Below are 18381 nucleotides of genomic sequence, written 5' to 3' on the forward strand. Positions count from 1 at the left end.
TTCCCCTACAGTCGGTTACAGTCCGTTACGCGTGATGACATCGCGGTACCACAGCGCGCTGTCCTTGAGCAGACGCCGCTGGGTGGCGAAGTCGACGTGCACGATTCCGAACCTACGCCGGTACCCTTCGGCCCACTCGAAATTATCCAGCAGAGACCAGACCAGGTAACCCCGCACGTCCGCCCCGTCGGCGATCGCGGCGTGCACGGCGCGCAGGTGGCCGTCCAGATACTCGGTCCTGCGGGTGTCGTGGACGTGGCCGTCCTCCACGACGTCGTCGAAGGCCGCGCCGTTCTCGGTGATGATCAGGCCGACCTCCGGGTAGTCGTCGGAGAGCCGCACCAGCAGGCGGGAGAGCCCGTTCGGCACGATCGGCCAGCCCATCGCGGTGGCGGGCACGCCGTCCGCGGGGCAGAACCGGATGTCCTCGCTGCCCGGCCACGCCGCGTCGGCCGCCTCGCCGGGCCCCGCCTCCACGACGCACGGATTGTAGTAGTTGATGCCCACCAGGTCGATCGGCTGGTTGATGGTCGCCAGGTCGCCATCCCAGATGTGGTCGAGGCCGCCGTTGCGCCCGACGATGTCGAGGAACCCCGCGGGATACTCTCCGCGCAGCGCCGGGTCGACGAACTGCCTGACCAGCAGGGTGTCGATCCGGCCGACCGCCTCCGCGTCCGCCTCGGAGATCTCGGCCCCCGGGTCGTCCACCTGGGCGGGGGTGATCACCGGTGACAGGTTCAGGACCAGCGAGATCTCCTCCGCGCCGCCCTCGCGGAGCGTCCGTGCCGCCATCCCGTGCCCCAGCAACAGGTGGTGCGCGGCGCGGAAGGCCGCCGCGGCGTCGGTCCTGCCGGGCGCGTGCACCCCGTTGCCGTAACCGAGGAAGGCGGCCACCCACGGCTCGTTGAGGGTCGCCCAGTTGCGGACCCGGTCTCCCAGCCGCGCGTGCACGGCCGCCGCGTACTCCTCGAAGCGGTGGGCGGTGTCGCGTTCGGGCCAGCCGCCCGCGTCCTCCAGCGCCTGCGGGAGGTCCCAGTGGTAGAGGGTGGCGTACGGCGTGATGCCCGCCTCGAGCAGCCTGTCCACCAGGCGGCTGTAGAAGTCGAGGCCGCGCGTGTTGACGGGCCCCTTGCCGTACGGCTGGACCCTGGGCCAGGCCACCGAGAACCGGTACGCGGCCAGGTTCAGCTCGGTCATCAACCGGATGTCGTCGGCGTGGCGGAAGTAGTGGTCGCACGCCACGTCGCCGGTGTCACCCCCGACGACCTTGCCCGGGGTGCGAGAGAAGGTGTCCCAGATCGAGGGCTCGCGGCCGTCCTCCTTCACGGCTCCCTCGATCTGGTAGGACGCGGTGGCCGCGCCCCAGACGAAACCGGTGGGGAAGTCCGCACGCCCTTCCGTAAGGGTGGCCCCCCGAGTGCCGACGACGGTCATCCCTTTACCGCTCCCTGCATGATTCCTCCGATGATCTGTTTGCCGAGTAGCGCGAACACGATGACCAGTGGCAGCGTGCCGAGCGTGGTACCCGCCAGGCCGAGCACGTAGTCGTTGACGTATCCGCTGGCCAGCGTGGACAGGGCGACCTGGACCGTCGGATCCTCCGGGGTCAGGACGACCAGCGGCCAGAAGTAGTCGTTCCAGACCGACATGAAGGTGAGCATGCCGAGCACGGCCGCCGCCGGGCGGGCGGCCGGGAGCACGACGTGCCAGAACAGGCCCCAGGTGCTGCAGCCGTCGACCCGCCCCGCCTCCAGCAGCTCGGTCGGCAGCGCCCGGGAGAGGTACTGGGTCATGAAGAACACGCCGAACGCGTTGACGAGCGCGGGCACGATCAGCGCGTACATGGTGCCGGTCCACTCCAGCTTCACCATCAGCATGTACAGCGGGATGATGCCGAGCTGGGTCGGCACCATCATCGTCGCCACGGTGAGCAGGAGCAGGGCGTTGCGGCCGCGGAAGCGCAGCTTGGCGAAGGCGAATCCGGCCAGCGTGGAGAAGAACATCACCGCGATAGCGACGGAGCCGGAGACGATGACGGAGTTGAGCATCGCCAGGGCGAAGGGGACCGTGTCGAAGACGCGCGCGACGTTGGCGAAGAAGTTGCCGCCGGGGATCAGCGGCGGCGGGACGTCGGCCAGGGCCGCGTTGTCGCGGGAGGCCACCACGATGCTGTAGTAGAGCGGCAGCATGGAGAAGAACGCCACCGCGGTCAGCGTCAGGTAGGTGAGCCTGCGGGCCGTGCTCCCGGAGCGACGGCGGACCGCGGAGACGGCGGTGTGGGCGCTCACGACAGCCCTCCCTTCCCGCGACGGGTGAGCAGGTAGTTGATGCCGGCGATCACCACGATGAAGACGAACATCATCCAGGAGATGGCCGAGGCGTAGCCGAAGTCGAGCTTGGTGAAGTTCTCGTAGATGAACAGCGCGAGCGTCTGGTACTGCCGGTCCACCCCTCCGGTGATGATGTAGGAGCTGAACAGCAGCGGCTCGGCGAGGATCTGCATGGCGCCGATCGTCGAGGTGATGACGACGAAGACGATCGTGGGTTTGATCATCGGGATGGTGATCTTGCGAAGCTGGGTCATCCCGCTCGCGCCGTCGATGGTGGCCGCCTCGTACAGCTCGCGCGGCACGGCCTGCATGGCCGCCAGGAAGATGAGGGCGTTGTAGCCCGTCCACCGCCACATGATCATGGTGGAGATGGCGAAGTGGGAGCTCAGCACCCCCTCGTTCCAGGCGACACCGTCGACGCCGACCAGCGAGAACACCCAGTTGATCATGCCGAAGTCCCGGCCGAACAGCTGGCTGAAGATGACCACCACCGCGACCACGCTGGTCACGTTGGGCAGCAGAAGCGTGATGCGGAAGAAGGTCTGCGCCCGCAGCGGCCGGTTGAGCAGGTGGGCCAGCCAGATGGCCAGCAGCAGCTGCGGCGCGGTGGACAGCACCCCGATGGACAGGGTGTTGAAGGTGGCGTTCCAGAAGTAGTCGTCGGCGAGCAGCGTCCTGAAGTTGTCCAGACCGACGAAGGGATGCTCGTCCTGGAGCAGCGTCCACTCGTGCAGGCTCACCCAGGCGGTGTAGGCCAGGGGGAACAACCCGAAAGCGGAGAACAGCAGGAAGAACGGGGCCACGTAGGCGTACGGCGAGCCCTTGACGTCGAGTTGGTGAACCAGGTGGCGGCGGAGGCGGCGGCGAGGTCGCACCGGCCTGTTCGGTGGGACCGCCGCCAGGCGATCGGGCGCGCGGGTGGCCATGGCGGCTCCTTTTCGGCGATTCGTTGGACGGCGGGGGCATGCGGCCCGTCGCGGCGGGAGCCACGCGGCTCACCGGCACGGGGACGTGCCGCCCGCGGGGACAGCGGCACAAGCAGGTGGCCGACCGGTGCGAGACCAGCCGGCCGGGGGGCGACTACTTGATCCTGCCGACGTCCTTGAGCGCCTGCGCCCAGGCCTCCTCGGCGTTCTGCTTGCCCTGGTCGACCCGCTGGAGACCGTTGCCGATCGCCTGCAGCACGTCACCGGCCTTGGGGCCCACGGGCTGGGGCTTGAGCGACTTGGCGGCGTCGGTGAAGATCTTGCCGATCGGCGCGTTGCCGAAGTACGGGTTGACGAAGTCCTTCACCGCGGGGTCGTCGTACAGGGCGGGCAGCGAGGGCAGCGCGCTGGCCTCCTTGAAGAGCTTGATCTGGCTCTCCTTGCTGGTCAGCAGGTCGATCAGCGCCGCGGCCTCCTTGGGGTGCTTGCCCTGCTTGGGCAGCATCAGGTGGGTGCCGCCCTGGTTGCCGCCGCCCCCGGGCACGGAGGCGATGTCCCAGGTGCCCTCGCCGGGCTTCTGGTCCTTGATCGTGCCGGTCTTCCAGGCGGGGCAGACCATGGTGGCGAAGGTGCCCTTGGCGATGCCGGTGTTCCACGGCGGCGAGAAGGCGGCGAGGTTGGCCGACAGGCCTGCGTCGATCATCTTCACGCCCATGTCGTACGCCTTGCGCACCTCGGGGTTGGTGGCGGCGACGATGTTGTACTGGGCGTCGTAGAAACCGACGGGGGCCTGCTCGACCATGGCGCGGAAGTGCTCGCCGGGGCCGTCGGTGAACTTGGCGCCCTCCACCTTGCCCGCGACGAACTTCTTGCCCGTCTCGATGTAGGCGTCCCACGTCGGCCAGAGCGCTCCGACCTCTTCGCGGTCGGTGGGCAGGCCGGCCTTCTTGAACAGGTCGGGGCGGTAGCACATGGCCAGGCCGCCGACGTCGGTGCCCAGGCCCAGGAGCGCGGAGCCGTCGTTGGAGACGCCCAGCTTCCACTTCCAGTCGAGGTACTCGCTCTGGCGCTTGTCCAGGCCGTACTCCTTGAGGTTGTGGAACTTGTCCGGCACGGGGGTGAAGGCGCCGATGTAACCGCCCTCGACGGCGACCACGTCCGCGGCGCCCGCGCCGGTGGTCAGCTGGGTGATGAGGTTGGTGTGGTGGTCGTTGAACTGCGCGCGGCGCTCCACGATCTCCACGTTGGGGTGGGTCTTCTTGAACTCCTCGTACAGCGGCGCGTAGTGGAAGTCGCTGAACAGCCCGACGGTCAGCTTGATCTTCTCGGCCGGCGCGGAGGCCGCTCCGCCGCTCCCGGTGGTCCCGGCGTCACCACCGCCGCAGGCGGTCAGGCCCAGGGCCAGGGCGGAAACGGCGACCATCGGAGCGAGGAACCGCTGGCGTAACGTACGCATGGAACCCTCCTGGGTCCTCATAAGTGATCATGGAGAGAGCGCTCCCTGAGCAGATTGATGCCAAGCGGGTTACGTGTCAACGGTCCCCCCGGCGCCGATCGGAGCTCGTCGATCAGCTTTTCATGGAGAGCGCTCTCCCGAGGCTCTGAACGTTTCACCAGGTCAGAGGGATTTAGAGGTTGAATTTTCTCGTGAATGGAGCGCTCCCACAACAAAAGGTCACATTAAGGTCGCGTTTCCTTCATGTTCCATGGCGCCGCGCCGAGCTATTGACACTCCCCGCGGAGCGGGTCACTCTCTTTCTCAGAGAGCGCTCCCCAGTGACTCTCCCGATGGCTCCCCGCGCCGCCGGCACCCGCGGCGCCGATGACCGCCGCCCCCGCGCGGGGGGATCCGCAGGTGACGCGTCTCGCCGCCGCCGTGCGCGAGGCCGCCCACACGCGCTCCTTCGAAAACGACCACTCGCTCCTTCGAAGGGGACGACGCGGAAGCCACCCCGGGCCCCATGTCTCTCGTGGCGGCGCCGGACCCCGTAGAGTCGTCCGGCCGGTCGGAAATCGACCGGCGCGTATCCAACCAAGGAGAACCACGTGGCACTGGAGAAGCCGGAGATCGACTTTCCGGAAGGCGCCCCGCCCTCGGAGCTGGAGATCGTCGACATCGTCGTAGGGGACGGCCCGGAGGCCGAGGCGGGGCACCAGGTCACCGTGCACTACGTCGGCGTGGCCTTCTCGACGGGCGAGGAGTTCGACGCGTCGTGGAACCGCGGCGACGCCTTCCAGTTCCCGCTGGGCGGGGGCCGGGTCATCGCGGGCTGGGACCAGGGTGTCGCGGGCATGAAGGTCGGCGGCCGCCGCCGCCTCACCATCCCGCCGCACCTCGGCTACGGCAACGCCGGCGCGGGCAACCGCATCAAGCCGGGCGAGACGCTCATCTTCGTCGTGGACCTGCTCGGCGTGAGCTGACGCCCGGGGGCGAGACGGCACGGGCGGGCCTCACCGGCGACGGGTGGCCCGCCCGACGTGTCTCCTGTCACTCCCCCGCGCCCTCCCGGAAACGCGGCGACTCCGAAAAGCAGCGCCTCACCTCACCGAAATGCCGCTTGCAGCTCTTAAGCTGGCCATTGTGTTGTTGATCGACCTCGCGCGCACCTCGGCAGCCGTGACCGCCAGCTCCGCCCGGCTGGCGAAGACCGCCCACCTCGCGGAGCTGCTCGGCAGGGTCGAGCCGGACGAGGCGGAGATCGCCATCGCCTACCTCTCCGGGGAGCTGCCGCAGCGCAACGTCGGCGTGGGCTGGACGAGCCTGCAGGATCCGCCCGAACCCCGGCTGGCCGCCACCGCCACCCTGCGCGGGGTGCACGACCTCCTCGACCGGATCAAGGCCCTGGCCGGCCCCGGCTCGCAGAACGCGCGCAGGACGCTGGTCGCCGAGCTGTTCGGCGCCCTCACCCGCCAGGAGCAGGTCTTCCTGTCACGGCTGCTCCGGGGCGAGCTGCGCCAGGGCGCGCTTGAGGGAGTGATGGTCGAGGCCGTGGCGAAGGCCGCCGGGGTGCCGGCCGCCGAGGTCAGGCGGGCGCTGACGCTGCGCGGCTGGCTTCCCGCCGTCGGCGCCGCCGCCCTCGGCGGCGGGATCGAGGCACTGCGCGCCTTCCACCTGGAGGTCGGCCGCCCGGTGTCGCCGATGCTCGCCCAGAGCGCCACCTCCATCGCGGCCGCGTTCGGCAAGCTCGGCGGGCCGGTCGCCGTCGAGTGGAAGCTCGACGGCGTCAGGGTCCAGGCGCACCGCTCGGGCGACCGGATCACCGTCTTCACCCGTGCCCTCGAGGACATCACCGCGCAGGTGCCCGAGCTGGTCGAGGCGATGAGCACCCTGACCTCCCGCGACCTGGTCCTCGACGGCGAGGTCATCGCGCTGCGCGCCGACGGCCGCCCCGAGCCCTTCCAGGTCACCTCGGGCCGCGTGTCCAGCCGCACCGACGTGCCGCGCGCGAGAGAGAGGACCCCGCTGAGCGTCTTCTTCTTCGACGCGCTGCGGGTCGACGGCGCCGACCTGCTCGACCTGCCGGGCGAGGCGCGCCACGCGGCCCTGGCCGCCGCCGTGCCCCCGGAGCTGGTGACCCCCCGCCTGGTCACCGGCGACGTCGCGGACGGCGAGGCGTTCTTCAAGGACGTGATCAGGAGCGGCCACGAGGGCGTGGTGGTCAAGTCGCTCCTGGCGCCCTACGCCGCCGGGCGGCGCGGAGCCGGCTGGATCAAGGTGAAGCCCCGGCACACGCTCGACCTCGTCGTCCTGGCCGCCGAATGGGGGAGCGGCCGCCGCGAGGGAAGGCTCTCCAACCTGCACCTGGGCGCCCGCGACCCGCTGACCGGCGGGTTCGTCATGCTCGGCAAGACCTTCAAGGGCCTGACCGACGAGCTGCTCGCCTGGCAGACCGACCGTTTCCTCGGCATCGCCGAGGGCCCCACCGACGGCTGGACGGTCACCGTCCGCCCCGAGACGGTCGTCGAGATCGCCTTCGACGGCGTGCAGCAGTCGAGCCGCTACCCCGGCGGCATGGCGCTGCGCTTCGCCAGGGTCGTCCGCTACCGCACCGACAAGACGGCGGACCAGGCCGACACCGTCGACATGGTCCGCTCCCTCATGCTCTGACGTCCCGCCACGCGGTCGCCTGTTCCCGGGACGCCGCGGTCGTCATTTCACGAGACGCAGCGTGAGGGGGTACCGGAAGTCACCGTCACCCGCCGCGGCAACGGCGCCGACCACGGACAGGACCACGCCGCCGATCCAGAGCAGGGGCGTCAGGACGAAGCCTATGAACGTGATCGCCAGCACGATGGTAGCCGCGAGCATCGTCAGCTGGAAGTTGAGTGCCTCGACCGAGTGGGCCCGGACGTAGGGCGAGGTCTTGCCCGCGGTGAGCATCATGACCGCCGGGCCGATGACGGGAAGGCCGACCAGCGGGAGCAGGTGGGACGCCATCGCGCCCAGACGCTCGCCTCCGGTTTCACCCCGCCCGCCGAGGCGGCCGTGATGACCGTACGCGGCCGGAACCCGGCTCGTGACGGGCGGGTAGGACACGGGCCGGGCCGGATGCGTGCCGTACAGCTCGTTCATGATCGGGACGAGGTCACCGTGGACGCGGGCCGTCATCGCCCGCTCCAGCCTGTCGTCGAACTCGAGCTTGTCGAGCCTTCCCTCCGCGTAGGCGGTCTGGACGTGCTCGACCACCCGCTCACGATCCTGGTTGCTGACCCGAAGCCCCGCGTGGCCGGGCTGAGGACCTGTCGCAGGCACTCCCCCGTGCCCCGGGCCCGCTGGTGTCGCTGTGCCTGCCATGAGACCGATACCCTTTCGTCGCCGCTTCGACCTCAATGCTCGTCCAGATTGTCGGCCTCGTATATCAGGATGAACCCCCATAAGCCCCTGAGACCCATCCCTGGCCTTCCGCCATGGAACGAGCAGGAGAGGTATACAAGGAAACATGAGATGGCGAGATCGCTATGGGTTGAGGCGCCTGCGCGGGCCGAGGATCGCCAAGTTCGACCGCGCCACGACCGACGCCGACGTCGAGTCGCTCATCGCCTTCGCGAAGTCGCGCAGGGGCGTCGAGTTCTACGTCGAGCCCGAGACCTTCGCGACGAACACCACGGCGGTGGCCGTCGCCGACGACGGTGAGTGGACCCGGCGCCGGGTCGGCTCCCCCGCGGTGATCCGCAAGGTGGCCCGTGACCTGGCCCTGCCGGTCTACGACGTGCAGCTGACCGGTTATCCCCCCCGGATGAGGGCCTACAACGAGCGCCAGAAGCGCGCGGAGGGCTGAGCCGGGAGACCGGCCGCCCCCGTCGCCCGCCACCGGGGAGACCACGGTGACCCGGTGGCGCGAGAACACGAGGAACCGGCGGCCGCCTCGCGTACGGGGCCGCCGGACTCTTCCGGCGACGCGGTCGAACACCCGTGGGGTGACCGGCCGCCCTGGGCCGGCGGACCCGGGAACGGTGGATGTTCGCGCCGGGCGCGCGGGCGGCATCGGCCCGCCGGCCCAGGGCGCGCGCCGTGACGCGCCCCTCCCCTCCCGCGCGACGCCCCTGGTCGGAGTGGCCGAGCAGGGGCGATCACAATACGCGCCGCGGAACGCCGCACCGGAGTGCGGGCGTCCGGGGATGTCTGCCGCGTAATCTTTTTCTTCCCTTCAGGTGAGTACCCTCCGAAGGTTGAGGACCGCGATCATGAGTCGCTATGTAAAACAGGAATTATACGCATTTGTACGTTTCATGTTGGTGCATGGTTATGCGCTGAAGAGTGATGCCGATGGATTTCAAGATTCTTGGACCGATCGAAGTGCGGGCGGCCAATGGGCAGCCGATCGCCCTCGGACGGCGCAAACAGCGGGTGTTGCTCGCCGCCCTGCTGCTCAATGCGGGCAAGGCGATCCCCACCCGTCGAATGCTCGACTGGTTGTGGGGTGAACAGGCTCCCGTCAACGCCGAGTCGAACCTCTACACCTATATCTCCGCGCTGCGCCGGGCGCTTGGTTCGCCTTCCCGGATCGAGGCGGGTTCCAACGGCTACGTGCTCCGGGTCGCTCCCGGTGAAACAGACGTGAGATTGTTCGAAGAACTCGCCGCTCAAGGACGTCTGATGTTATCCGAAGGGAGAAATGACGTCGCGCTCGAACGGTACACCCGGGCTCTGGGCCTCTGGCGCGCCGAGGCGGTTCTGGAGGGGTTGTCCCTGCCCGAGCCGTTGCGGGGCGAGGCGGCGCGGTTGGAGCGGCTGAGGACGACCGTCGTGGACGCCTCGCTGGAGGCCCGCCTGGCGCTGGGCCAGCACGGCGAGGTGCTCGCCGATCTGGAGGCTCTGACGCGCAGGGATCCGCTGAACGAACGGCTCCGGGCACAGCTCATGCTCGCCCTGTACCGCTCCGGACGCCGGGCCGACGCGCTCGCGGTGTACCAGCGCGCGCGGGAGACGCTCGCCGCGGAGCTGGGCGTCGACCCCGGCCCGGACCTGATCCGCATGCACCAGCAGATCCTCGTCGACGACTCCGTACTGGCGGCGCCGTCACCGTCGGTCATCGCCCGCAGGGTGTTCGCCCCGGCAGAGCTCCCGATCGACTCGGCCGCCTTCACCGGGCGTGCCGCCGAGATCTCACGGCTGCGGACGGCGCTGATCTCCGCGGGCCCGGGCCGGATCGCCGTCTCCGCGGTCGCCGGAGCGGCCGGGATCGGCAAGTCGGCGTTCGCCGTGCACGTCGCCCACCAGATCGCGGACCGGTTCCCCGACGGACAGCTCTACGTGAACCTGCACGGCTCCACCCCCAACGTCAAGCCGCTGAACCCGGCCGAGGTCCTCGCCCGCCTGTTACGTTCCCTCGGCGGCGACGACGCGGCCGTGCCGACCGAGGTGGACGAGGCCGCCGCGCGGTTCCGCTCGCTGACCGACGGCAAGCGCCTGCTGTTCCTGTTCGACAACGCCCGGGACGCCGCGCAGGTACGGCCGTTGCTGCCCGCGAGCCCCACCTGCTGCGTGCTGATCACCGCCCGGAGGATGCTGACCTCTCTGGACACCGTCACGCATCTGCGCCTCGACGTCATGGCCGAGGACGAGACGACCACCCTGCTGAGCCGCCTGATCGGCGAGGAGCGCGTCGCCGCCGACCCCCGGGCGGCGCGCGCGATCGTACGGCTCTGCGGCGGCCTGCCGTTGGCGATCAGGATCGCCGCCGCCCGGCTGATCGCCCGGCCGGGCCTGTCGCTGCGGGTCCTCGCCGCCAGGCTCGCGGTCGAGGACCACCGCCTGTCCGAGCTGCAGGCCGACGACCGGGCGGTCCGGGCCTGTTTCATGGTGAGTTACCGCAGCCTGGAGGCCGAGCACTCCCGTATGTTCCGGCTGCTGGGCCTGCTCGGCGGGTCCGACATCAGCGTCGCGGTCGCCGCGGCGCTGGCCGACCGCTCGGAGGAACAGACCGCGGATCTCCTGGACCATCTCGCGGACGTTCAGCTCCTCGAGGCCCGCGACGTGGACCGGTATCGCATGCACGACCTGCTCTGCCTGTTCGCCCGCGAACGGACCCGGCAGGAGGAGACCGAGGAGGAGCAGGTGCAGGCCGTACGGCGGGCGCTGCACAGCTCCCTCGTCATCGCCTGCACTCTCGGTGACGTGTGCAACCGGCGAACCCGGCGGGACGCCAAGTTCGGTCGCCTGGCACTCGGCCGCTTCGGCATGCCGCCCGACGGCTGCACGGCCGATCCCCGATGGCTCAACGCCAAGATGGCCGACCTGATCTCCACCGCGCGCCAGGTGCCCGGCGCGGCGGGGGACGGCACCGGCATGCCGATCGCCCGCGGCGTCGTCCGGTACCGGCCGTCGTACGGGTGGGGCGGCTAGGGACACCGGGGCTCCCTCGGAGAGTCGCCGGTCCGGCGGCGGAGCGTCCGGGGACCGCGAAGGTGAGATCGCCGCGCCGGCCGCGCCGGAATTCGCCGCTCGCCGCATGGGAGCGCTCCACCCGATCGGCGGCGACGAGAATGAGCGATCGGAACCGGCCGGAAACCTTACACGCTGGAAATAATCCGCACGCCCATCAGCCGTAATCCAGGGGATTTACACGCTGGAAATATTCTCATGCCCGCCCGCCGTAATCGCGGAATCCGGTATGCCCGAAACCATCGCCACACGTGAACGCGACGGCCACGGGTTCTCCGAAAGACGAAATCCCGAGCCGGCGCGTCACATCGCCCTTTTCCGCTCGCGGTTCAACGCGCCACGGCATCAACCTATACAGATTTGTATGGTGCGAGGTATAGCCACATTTAACACCATTAGCGAGATGTCTCTCGTCTTCTCATACCTCTAGAGAGAAGGCCGACACCTTGCGCAGGAAGACCCAGGGGTTGGCCGGTGACAGCGGCGGCGCTGCCGCAGGAGCCCGACAGGCACCCACCTCGCGACGATTGCCATCCTCGGACCGAACTCACCTGTGACGCCAGCAGCTGCAAAATCGCGGAAAACGCCAGGAAAGGTCGAACGTGTCGGAGCTAATCGGCATCGATGAGTGTGAAAACCTTACCGTGAAACAGGTCCAGAACCTGTACGGGAAGTACGTCAGCCGCAGTCAGGTCAACCTCATGACCTCGTTCGGCTTCGGTCGCGAGCTCGCCGAGCGAGCCGAGGGCGCCTGGATCTGGACCCGTGACGGCCGCCGGATCCTCGACGTCACCGGAGGGGTCGGCGTCCTCAACCACGGCCACAACCACCCGCGCATCCTGGCGGCCCGGCGTCGTTTCGCCGACGCCGGGCGCATGGAGGTCCACAAGGCGTTCTTCTCCCCGTACGTGGCCGCGCTGAGCCACAACGTGGCCACGCTGCTGCCCGGCGACCTGAACATCTCCTACTTCCCGAACTCGGGTGCCGAGGCCAACGAGGGCGCCATCAAGATGGCGTACAAGTATCACGGCGGGCGGCGCAACACCATCCTGCGATCCGACATCAGCTTCCACGGCAAGACCCTCGGGGCGGGAAGCCTGACCGGATCGTCGGAGAACTCGTTCCGGTTCCCCGGGCTCCCGGGGATCGTCGTCCATCCGTACGGCGACCTCGCGGCCGTGCGGGCGGCGGTCGACGCCGCGCGCACCCCCGAGGGGAGGTGCGACGTCTACGCGATCATGGTCGAGCCGTTCAGCGCGTCGAGCATGCGCTCCTGGTCGGAGGCGGACCTGCACGAGCTGCGACGGCTCTGTGACGAGCACGACATCATCATGATCTTCGACGAGGTGTACACCGGCTGGGGCAAGACCGGCAGCCTCTTCTACTTCATGCGCCATCCGGGCCTGCTGCCCGACATCCTCGTCTACTCGAAGTCGCTGGGCGGCGGGAAGGCGTCGATCGCCGGGTACACCGCGCGGGAGCCCATCTTCCGCAAGGCGTACGACCGGCTCTCCGACGTCATCCTGCACAGCACGACCTACTACGGGTTCGGCGAGGAGACCGCCACCGCGATCGAGGCGATCAACGTGATCGTCGAGGAGGACTATCCCGCGCGGGCGCGGCAGATCGAGCGCATCCTGAAGCCCGGACTGGAGAACATCCAGAAGCGTTACCCGGACGTGGTCGGCCAGGTGACCGGTACGGGGGCGCTGTGGGGGGTGTTCCTGACCGGTGGTCCCAAGGTGCTCGACCTGGCCGGCAAGCTGGCGCCGGGCTTCTCCGGCGACCCGCACTTCCGCACCAAGCTGATCACCCTCTCGGTGATCGCCGAGCTCTACCGCGAGCACGACATCGTGTCGTACTACAGCCCGAACGTCGAGAACCCGCTCGTCGTCGCGCCGACCCTCGCCATCGAACCCGACGACGTCGAGTACTTCGTGCAGAGCCTCGACAAGACCCTGTCCAAGGGCCTGCCGCGGCTGCTCGCCCGGTTCGTACGGGAGAAGGTGGGATCGCGGTGGCCTCTCGGGTCGTAGTGACCGGCAGCGCCGGGATGCTCGGCGGCAACCTGGTCCGGCGGCTCGTGCCCGCGGGCCACGAGGTGATCGGCGTGGACCTGCGCCCGCCGTCCGACCCGGTCCCGGGATCGGAACACCGGGTCGGCGACGTGCGCGACGTCGCGCTGATGACCGAGGCGATGGCCGGGGCGGACGCGGTCGTGCACTGCGCCGGCGCGCTGCCGAGCTATCCGGCGGAACAGATCCAGAGCCTGATCGTCGGAGGCACCCACAGCGTGCTGGAGGCCGCGCGCCGGGCCGGGGTGGAGCGGACGGTCCACATCTCCTCCACCGCCGTGTACGGGCTCCCGAAACTGGTGCCCACCCCGGAGGAGCATCCGCGCGAGCCGGTCGACCCCTACACCAGGGCCAAGACCGAGGCGGAGGAACTGGCCGACAAGTATCGGGCCGGCGGGATGTGCGTGCCGATCCTGCGCCCCAAGACCTTCCTCGGTCCCGGCCGGATGGGCCTGTTCGCGATGCTCTTCGAGTGGGCCGAGGAGGGCCGGAACTTCCCGGTCCTCGGCCGCGGGGACGTACGCATCCAGATGCTCGCCATAGAGGACCTGGTGGACGCCGTGGCCGGCGTCCTGACGGCACCGGCGGACGTCGCGAACGACACCTACAACCTCGCGGCCGCGGAGTTCGGCACGCTGCGGGAGGACTTCCAGGCGGTGCTCGACACGGCCGGGCACGGCAGGCGCGTCGTGTCACTGCCCGTCCGGCCGGCCCTGGCCGGACTCCGGCTGCTGGAGCGGACCCGGCTGTCCCCGGTGTACGGGCGGCTGGTGCACAAGCTGCTCGCCGACTCCTACGTCAGCATCGACAAGGCCAGGGACCGGCTCGGCTTCCGGCCCCGGCTGTCCAACCGGGACGCGATCCTCCGCACGTACGCCTGGTGGCGGGAGCATCGCACCGCCGGCTCACCGCGGGGTGCCGGCCAGACCAGCCGCGACGCGTGGCGGCAGGGCGCGCTGTCGCTGGCGAAAGTCTTCTTCTGAAATGACGAGGAAAGCATGTACGTCGTCGAATCGGCAGACATTCCAGAACTCCCACGGCCCAGGGGACCTGCCTCGGACCAGAAAGCGGAAGCCCGGCCACGCCTGGTCACGGACCTCTTCAGGCTGATACGGCCCTCGCACGCGACCAAGGCGATCCTCCTCGTCCCGCTCGCGCTCATCGACACCTCCCTGTGGAACCTCGCCACCGTGGTCGAGATCGTCCTGGCCACGGTCGCGTTCATCCTGGCCTCCTCCGCCGTCTACGTCGGCAACGACATCGCCGACCGGCACCGTGACCTGCACCATCCCGTCAAGCGTCACCGTCCCGTCGCCGCCGGTCGCGTGGGGATCAGGGTCGCCTACGCCTACTGCGCCGGCCTGCTCGCGCTGCTCACCGCCGTCATCGCCCTCACCCCGGGACCGTACTGGCCCATCGTGGTGTACCTCCTGATCAACATCGCGTACAGCCGCTATCTCAAACACATCCCGCTGGTCGACGTGGGCACGATAGCGGTCTGTTTCGTCCTCCGGGTCGTCCAGGGGTACGAGGTGGCCGGAGGACGGGCCGCCGCCTGGCTGCTGGTCACGGTGTTCTCGATGTCCCTGCTGCTGCTCATCGGCAAGCGGCGCCAGGAGCTGAAGAGCGGTGCCGCGCACCGGCCGGCGCTCCACGGCTACTCGATGGAGCTGACCAACTGGCTGCTGCAGATCGCCTCCGTGCTCGCCCTCGTCTCCGGCCTCATCTACCTGCGCGAGGAGGGCCCGTTCGGCCCGCAGTACGGCCAGACGGCGATGCTGCTGTCCACGCCCTTCGCGCTCTTCGCCCTCTTCCGCTACCTGCAGATCCAACTGATGGACGAAGGCGGCGGTGACCCGGTCCGGATCCTGCTGCGGGACCGTGTCATGGTCGCCAACTCGATGTTGTGGGCCGCCACCCTGGGGGTGACGCTCGTGCTCGCCCACCAGCCCGTCCCGTTGTGAGAGCGACACGGAAGGAAAGCATGGAAGTCCGCATACTGGGCCCGGTCGAGGTGACCGCCGACGGCCGGCGCGTTCCCCTGGGACCACCGCAACGACGTGCGGTGCTGGCCGCCCTCGCGGTCGACGTCAACCATCCCGTGCCACTTCAGACGTTGATCGACCGGGTCTGGAATCTTCCACCGGACCGGGCCACGGATTCGCTGTACGCCCACATCGCACGCCTGCGGCAGGCACTGGCGGGAACCGCGGTCGCCATCGAGCGCCGCGGCGGCGGCTACGTGCTGGAGGCCGATCCCGACCGGGTGGACGCCCACCGGTTCCACCGTCTGGCGAAACAGGCGCAGACCCATGCCGGCGACGACTCCGTCCGGGCCGCGCTGCTGGCCGAGGCGATGGAACTGTGGCGCGGCTCGCCGCTGACCGACATCTCCGGAGACTGGGCCTCCCGGATGCGCTACAGCATCGAGCAGCAGTTCGTCGGTGCCGTCGTCACCTGGGCGCAGGCACACCTGCGGCTGGGACGGCCCGACGCGGTGGTCACCGAACTCACCCCCCTCGTTCCCCGCTACCCGCTCGTGGAGCCGCTCGCGAGCATGCTGATGCGCGCGCTCTGCGCCCTGGGACGCACCGCGGAGGCGGTGGCCCAGTACGCGCGCCTGCGCGGATACCTGGCCGACCACCTGGGCATCGAGCCGGGGCCGGAGCTGCGCGCGCTACACCAGGAGATCCTGCGCGGCGACCACGACCTGCCGGTCTGGGCGGCCGAGGAGGTGGTCCTGGCCGGCGCCCACCACGCCGTCGCCGGCTGGGCCCCACTCGGGCAGCCGCCGAGCTGGACCCGTCCCGCGGCCCACGTGCCCGACCGGGTGCTGTCCAGGCCCTGACCGTTCTCCCGGAACCCCCGGAGCCCCCGGAGCCCCGTCCCCTCTTCTCCGGATCACCCGCTCGTCGAGACGACCAGGCGTTGCCCGCTGTGGTCGGAAAGGCCCTCCGACCACACCAGCCCGTACCGGTGCACGGTGACGTCCGGCGTGGTGAACGCCCAGTCGATCCGCCACAGCGGCCATCGGTCGTCCCAGGAGGTGGGGTAGAGCGACTCGAGCACCGGGGTCGCGTCGACCAGCCGGTCCGGCAGCAGGCGCAGGATGCCCATCGCCGGTGAGGCGTTGAAATCCCCGGCCAGCACGGTCGGGTGCGGGTTCCCCTCCACGTCGGCCGCGAGCGCGCGGAGGTTGGCCTGCCGCCGCTCGTGCTGGGTCCGGTTGAGGCGGCGGGGGTCCGGGCCCTGCGGGAACGCGTGGACGGGGGAGTTGATGTGCGTGTTGTAGAACGAGACGATCTTCCCGCCGTTCCCGCCGTTCCCGCCGACGCGTACGTCCGTGCGCAGTGTCTTCACCGCGGAGAAATCGGGCAGACCCGGATCGGGGGGCAGGACCGCGTCCTGTTTCTCCGACACCCACGGGCGGAGGTCGAGCCCCCGCTCCAGGACGATCGGGAAGCGGGAGACCGTCACCATCTCGCTCGCCGCGGCGATGTGGTAGCCGGGGAACTCCCGGCGCAGCCTGACCAGGTCGTCCACCCGGATCGCCTTCGAGTCCGGGCCGAAGTAGACGTACTCCTGCAGGAGATACACGTCCGCCTTCTGGTCGTGCAGATACCGGTAGAAGTCGTCGACGTCACGTGCCGGCGTGCCGGTGGGCGGTGGCATCGTCTCCCCGCCCGCCACCATGTCCCAGTACAACGTGTTCCAGGAGAACACCGTGATCGCGCCCGGCGGGGCGGGCGGGGGACGGTGCCACAGGGCGGCGGGGTTGAGCCCGCTCAGGCCTCCGCCGAGCACCAGGGAGGCGAGCGTCACCGCCGCGATCCACCCCCGCGCCCGGCGCGCCGGCAGGGCCACCGCGAGCAGCAGGACCGGGAGGACCGCGAAGGCGAACGGCGGGACGACCTCCAGGGCCTGCCACCACCACACCCGGCCGGACAGCAGGCGATGGAGCGCCACGAACACCAGCCAGGCGACCGGCGCGGACAGCAGCGGCCAGGTCCACCAGCGCGACCGCCGGGCGGGCCTCGGCCCGGCGGTCGCGGTCACCACCCGCGTATCGGTCATCGACGGCGGCCGGGTCCGGAACGTACGTGTGGCGCGGGCGGGCACCGACGGGCCGTCACGTCGCCGCCTCCCCGGCGGCCGAGGGCCGCACGAGCAGGTCGGAATCGTAGAGCCCGCGGAACCTGGCGGAGCAGAACCACTGCACGACACCGGCCGCCACCCCGGCGGCGATGGTCACGTTCACCACGAAATGCACCGTACCGTAGTAGAGCAGGAAGAGCGGGCCGCGTCGCCGCAACACGAACCGGTACATGCCGAGGTCCGCCAGGATCGACACGGCCAGGGCGAGGGCCGGCAGCGCGGCGCCGGCCGGGCCGAACGCCAGCGCCGGCAGCGTGGCCACCGCCGCCAGCGCGGCGAGGCTGCCGCCGGCCCGGTTCGAGGTCTCGAACCCGCGAGCGAAGCGCTTGCGCCGCGCGTACAGCGGCACCCGGGCGCGCCCCCGCTTGAACAGCTTGCGCAGCAACTTGACCAGCTCGTCGTCGTGGTCGTGCCGGGAGCGCACCGCCGAGGTGAGCACCATGTCGTACCGCTGGGTGAGGCGGTGGCCGTAGTCGACCTCCTCGGTCTCGCGCAGCCGGGTGTTGAACTCCCCGACCTCGTCGAACACGCGGCGGGGCATCGCGACCATGGCCGGGAAGAGGAACGAGATGGGCCCCTCGGAACTCGCCGTCCAGTAGTGGTACTGCAGTGCCCGGTACTCCTCGACGAGACTGTCGCGGATCAGCGGCTCCGGGTCGTGGATGCTGCACACCGCCCCCAGCCGCGGGTCGGCCGCGAGCATGCCCACCGCCACCTCGACGGAGTCGGGGTAGGCGGCCACGTCGGAGTCGACGAACACCAGGATCTCGCCACGGGCGTGGGTGGTGCCGAGGTTGCGCGCGCCGGCCACCCCCATGTTGCGCTCGGTGTGGACGACCCGGACACCGAGCCGCTCCGCGACCGCGACGGAGTCGTCGGTGCTGCCGTCGTCCACCATGATCAGCTCGATCGGCCGGTACGTCTGCTCCTGCAGGGCGCGCAGGCAGAGTTCCAGGGAGCCGGCGTAGTTGTAGTTGGGCACGATCACCGATACCAGCGGGCCGTCCATC

General features: G+C 69.9%; 15 protein-coding genes. 8 read left to right on the plus strand and 7 right to left on the minus strand.

Features of this window, described 5'->3' with window-relative positions; all coding sequences use genetic code 11:
• Positions 1-15: 15 nt before the first annotated feature.
• The 4 genes from ACTOQ3_RS21895 to ACTOQ3_RS21910 all read right to left on the minus strand — a co-directional run bounded on the left by ACTOQ3_RS21895 (position 16) and on the right by ACTOQ3_RS21910 (position 4712).
• Positions 16-1434: a GH1 family beta-glucosidase gene (locus tag ACTOQ3_RS21895; protein ID WP_440085200.1), complete on the minus strand. Its 1419-nt coding sequence runs from the start codon at positions 1432-1434 to the stop codon at positions 16-18.
• Positions 1431-2288, minus strand: a complete 858-nt coding sequence (locus ACTOQ3_RS21900) for a carbohydrate ABC transporter permease (protein ID WP_440072459.1) — start codon at positions 2286-2288, stop codon at positions 1431-1433. Before ACTOQ3_RS21900 ends, ACTOQ3_RS21895 begins: the two co-directional genes overlap by 4 nt.
• On the minus strand, positions 2285-3256 hold the full coding sequence (locus ACTOQ3_RS21905; protein WP_440085201.1) for a carbohydrate ABC transporter permease: 972 nt from the start codon (positions 3254-3256) through the stop codon (positions 2285-2287). The genes ACTOQ3_RS21900 and ACTOQ3_RS21905 overlap by 4 nt, the downstream gene beginning before the upstream one ends.
• Before the next feature lie 154 nt (positions 3257-3410).
• The gene (locus tag ACTOQ3_RS21910; protein WP_440085202.1) at positions 3411-4712 is read right to left on the minus strand and encodes an ABC transporter substrate-binding protein; all 1302 of its coding nucleotides are present in this window, start codon (positions 4710-4712) and stop codon (positions 3411-3413) included.
• 590 nt (positions 4713-5302) lie between these two features.
• Between ACTOQ3_RS21910 and ACTOQ3_RS21915 the strand changes: the two genes are divergently transcribed.
• Positions 5303-5677, plus strand: a complete 375-nt coding sequence (locus ACTOQ3_RS21915) for an FKBP-type peptidyl-prolyl cis-trans isomerase (protein ID WP_362682223.1) — start codon at positions 5303-5305, stop codon at positions 5675-5677.
• Between the two features lie 160 nt (positions 5678-5837).
• Positions 5838-7364, plus strand: coding sequence for an ATP-dependent DNA ligase (locus tag ACTOQ3_RS21920; RefSeq protein ID WP_440085203.1), 1527 nt, complete (start codon positions 5838-5840; stop codon positions 7362-7364).
• Positions 7365-7406: 42 nt separating this feature from the next.
• On the opposite strand, the gene ACTOQ3_RS21925 is transcribed toward ACTOQ3_RS21920, so the two are convergent.
• Complete coding sequence (locus ACTOQ3_RS21925; RefSeq protein ID WP_440085204.1) at positions 7407-8051, minus strand: DUF1707 and DUF4870 domain-containing protein; 645 nt, start codon at positions 8049-8051, stop codon at positions 7407-7409.
• 145 nt (positions 8052-8196) lie between these two features.
• Here ACTOQ3_RS21925 and ACTOQ3_RS21930 point away from each other — a divergent pair, with 145 nt between their 5' ends.
• The 6 genes from ACTOQ3_RS21930 to ACTOQ3_RS21955 all read left to right on the plus strand — a co-directional run bounded on the left by ACTOQ3_RS21930 (position 8197) and on the right by ACTOQ3_RS21955 (position 16064).
• Positions 8197-8535, plus strand: a complete 339-nt coding sequence (locus tag ACTOQ3_RS21930) for a hypothetical protein (RefSeq protein WP_440072454.1) — start codon at positions 8197-8199, stop codon at positions 8533-8535.
• A gap of 488 nt (positions 8536-9023) precedes the next feature.
• On the plus strand, positions 9024-11102 hold the full coding sequence (locus ACTOQ3_RS21935; RefSeq protein ID WP_440085205.1) for a BTAD domain-containing putative transcriptional regulator: 2079 nt from the start codon (positions 9024-9026) through the stop codon (positions 11100-11102).
• A gap of 683 nt (positions 11103-11785) precedes the next feature.
• Positions 11786-13177 carry an aspartate aminotransferase family protein gene (locus ACTOQ3_RS21940; RefSeq protein ID WP_440085206.1) on the plus strand — a complete coding sequence of 464 codons (1392 nt, stop codon included), beginning with the start codon at positions 11786-11788 and terminating at the stop codon, positions 13175-13177.
• Positions 13159-14199: an NAD-dependent epimerase/dehydratase family protein gene (locus tag ACTOQ3_RS21945; protein WP_440085207.1), complete on the plus strand. Its 1041-nt coding sequence runs from the start codon at positions 13159-13161 to the stop codon at positions 14197-14199. Before ACTOQ3_RS21940 ends, ACTOQ3_RS21945 begins: the two co-directional genes overlap by 19 nt.
• A 15-nt stretch (positions 14200-14214) precedes the next feature.
• A complete protein-coding gene (locus ACTOQ3_RS21950; protein WP_440085208.1) occupies positions 14215-15180 on the plus strand; it encodes a UbiA prenyltransferase family protein in 966 nt (321 codons plus the stop codon).
• A 20-nt stretch (positions 15181-15200) separates the two neighbouring features.
• Positions 15201-16064 carry an AfsR/SARP family transcriptional regulator gene (locus ACTOQ3_RS21955; RefSeq protein ID WP_440085209.1) on the plus strand — a complete coding sequence of 288 codons (864 nt, stop codon included), beginning with the start codon at positions 15201-15203 and terminating at the stop codon, positions 16062-16064.
• 53 nt (positions 16065-16117) lie between these two features.
• On the opposite strand, the gene ACTOQ3_RS21960 is transcribed toward ACTOQ3_RS21955, so the two are convergent.
• Together ACTOQ3_RS21960 and ACTOQ3_RS21965 are read right to left on the minus strand one after the other, a co-directional pair.
• Positions 16118-17290, minus strand: a complete 1173-nt coding sequence (locus tag ACTOQ3_RS21960; RefSeq protein WP_440085210.1) for an endonuclease/exonuclease/phosphatase family protein — start codon at positions 17288-17290, stop codon at positions 16118-16120.
• 55 nt (positions 17291-17345) lie between these two features.
• Positions 17346-18380 carry a glycosyltransferase family 2 protein gene (locus ACTOQ3_RS21965; RefSeq protein WP_440085211.1) on the minus strand — a complete coding sequence of 345 codons (1035 nt, stop codon included), beginning with the start codon at positions 18378-18380 and terminating at the stop codon, positions 17346-17348.
• Between the last annotated feature and the right edge of the window lies 1 nt (position 18381).

This window comes from Streptosporangium sp. LJ11 (assembly GCF_051918945.1).
Lineage (GTDB): Bacteria > Actinomycetota > Actinomycetes > Streptosporangiales > Streptosporangiaceae > Streptosporangium.

What these genes read in the sequence shown, in the direction of transcription:
- ACTOQ3_RS21895 (WP_440085200.1), bottom strand. Translation starts at nt 1,434, where the DNA reads ATGACCGTCGTCGGCACTCGGGGGGCCACCCTTACGGAAGGGCGTGCG.
- ACTOQ3_RS21905 (WP_440085201.1), bottom strand. Translation starts at nt 3,256, where the DNA reads ATGGCCACCCGCGCGCCCGATCGCCTGGCGGCGGTCCCACCGAACAGG.
- ACTOQ3_RS21910 (WP_440085202.1), bottom strand. Translation starts at nt 4,712, where the DNA reads ATGCGTACGTTACGCCAGCGGTTCCTCGCTCCGATGGTCGCCGTTTCC.
- ACTOQ3_RS21925 (WP_440085204.1), bottom strand. Translation starts at nt 8,051, where the DNA reads ATGGCAGGCACAGCGACACCAGCGGGCCCGGGGCACGGGGGAGTGCCT.
- ACTOQ3_RS21930 (WP_440072454.1), top strand. Translation starts at nt 8,197, where the DNA reads ATGAGATGGCGAGATCGCTATGGGTTGAGGCGCCTGCGCGGGCCGAGG.
- ACTOQ3_RS21935 (WP_440085205.1), top strand. Translation starts at nt 9,024, where the DNA reads ATGGATTTCAAGATTCTTGGACCGATCGAAGTGCGGGCGGCCAATGGG.
- ACTOQ3_RS21950 (WP_440085208.1), top strand. Translation starts at nt 14,215, where the DNA reads ATGTACGTCGTCGAATCGGCAGACATTCCAGAACTCCCACGGCCCAGG.
- ACTOQ3_RS21955 (WP_440085209.1), top strand. Translation starts at nt 15,201, where the DNA reads ATGGAAGTCCGCATACTGGGCCCGGTCGAGGTGACCGCCGACGGCCGG.
- ACTOQ3_RS21960 (WP_440085210.1), bottom strand. Translation starts at nt 17,290, where the DNA reads ATGACCGATACGCGGGTGGTGACCGCGACCGCCGGGCCGAGGCCCGCC.
- ACTOQ3_RS21965 (WP_440085211.1), bottom strand. Translation starts at nt 18,380, where the DNA reads ATGGACGGCCCGCTGGTATCGGTGATCGTGCCCAACTACAACTACGCC.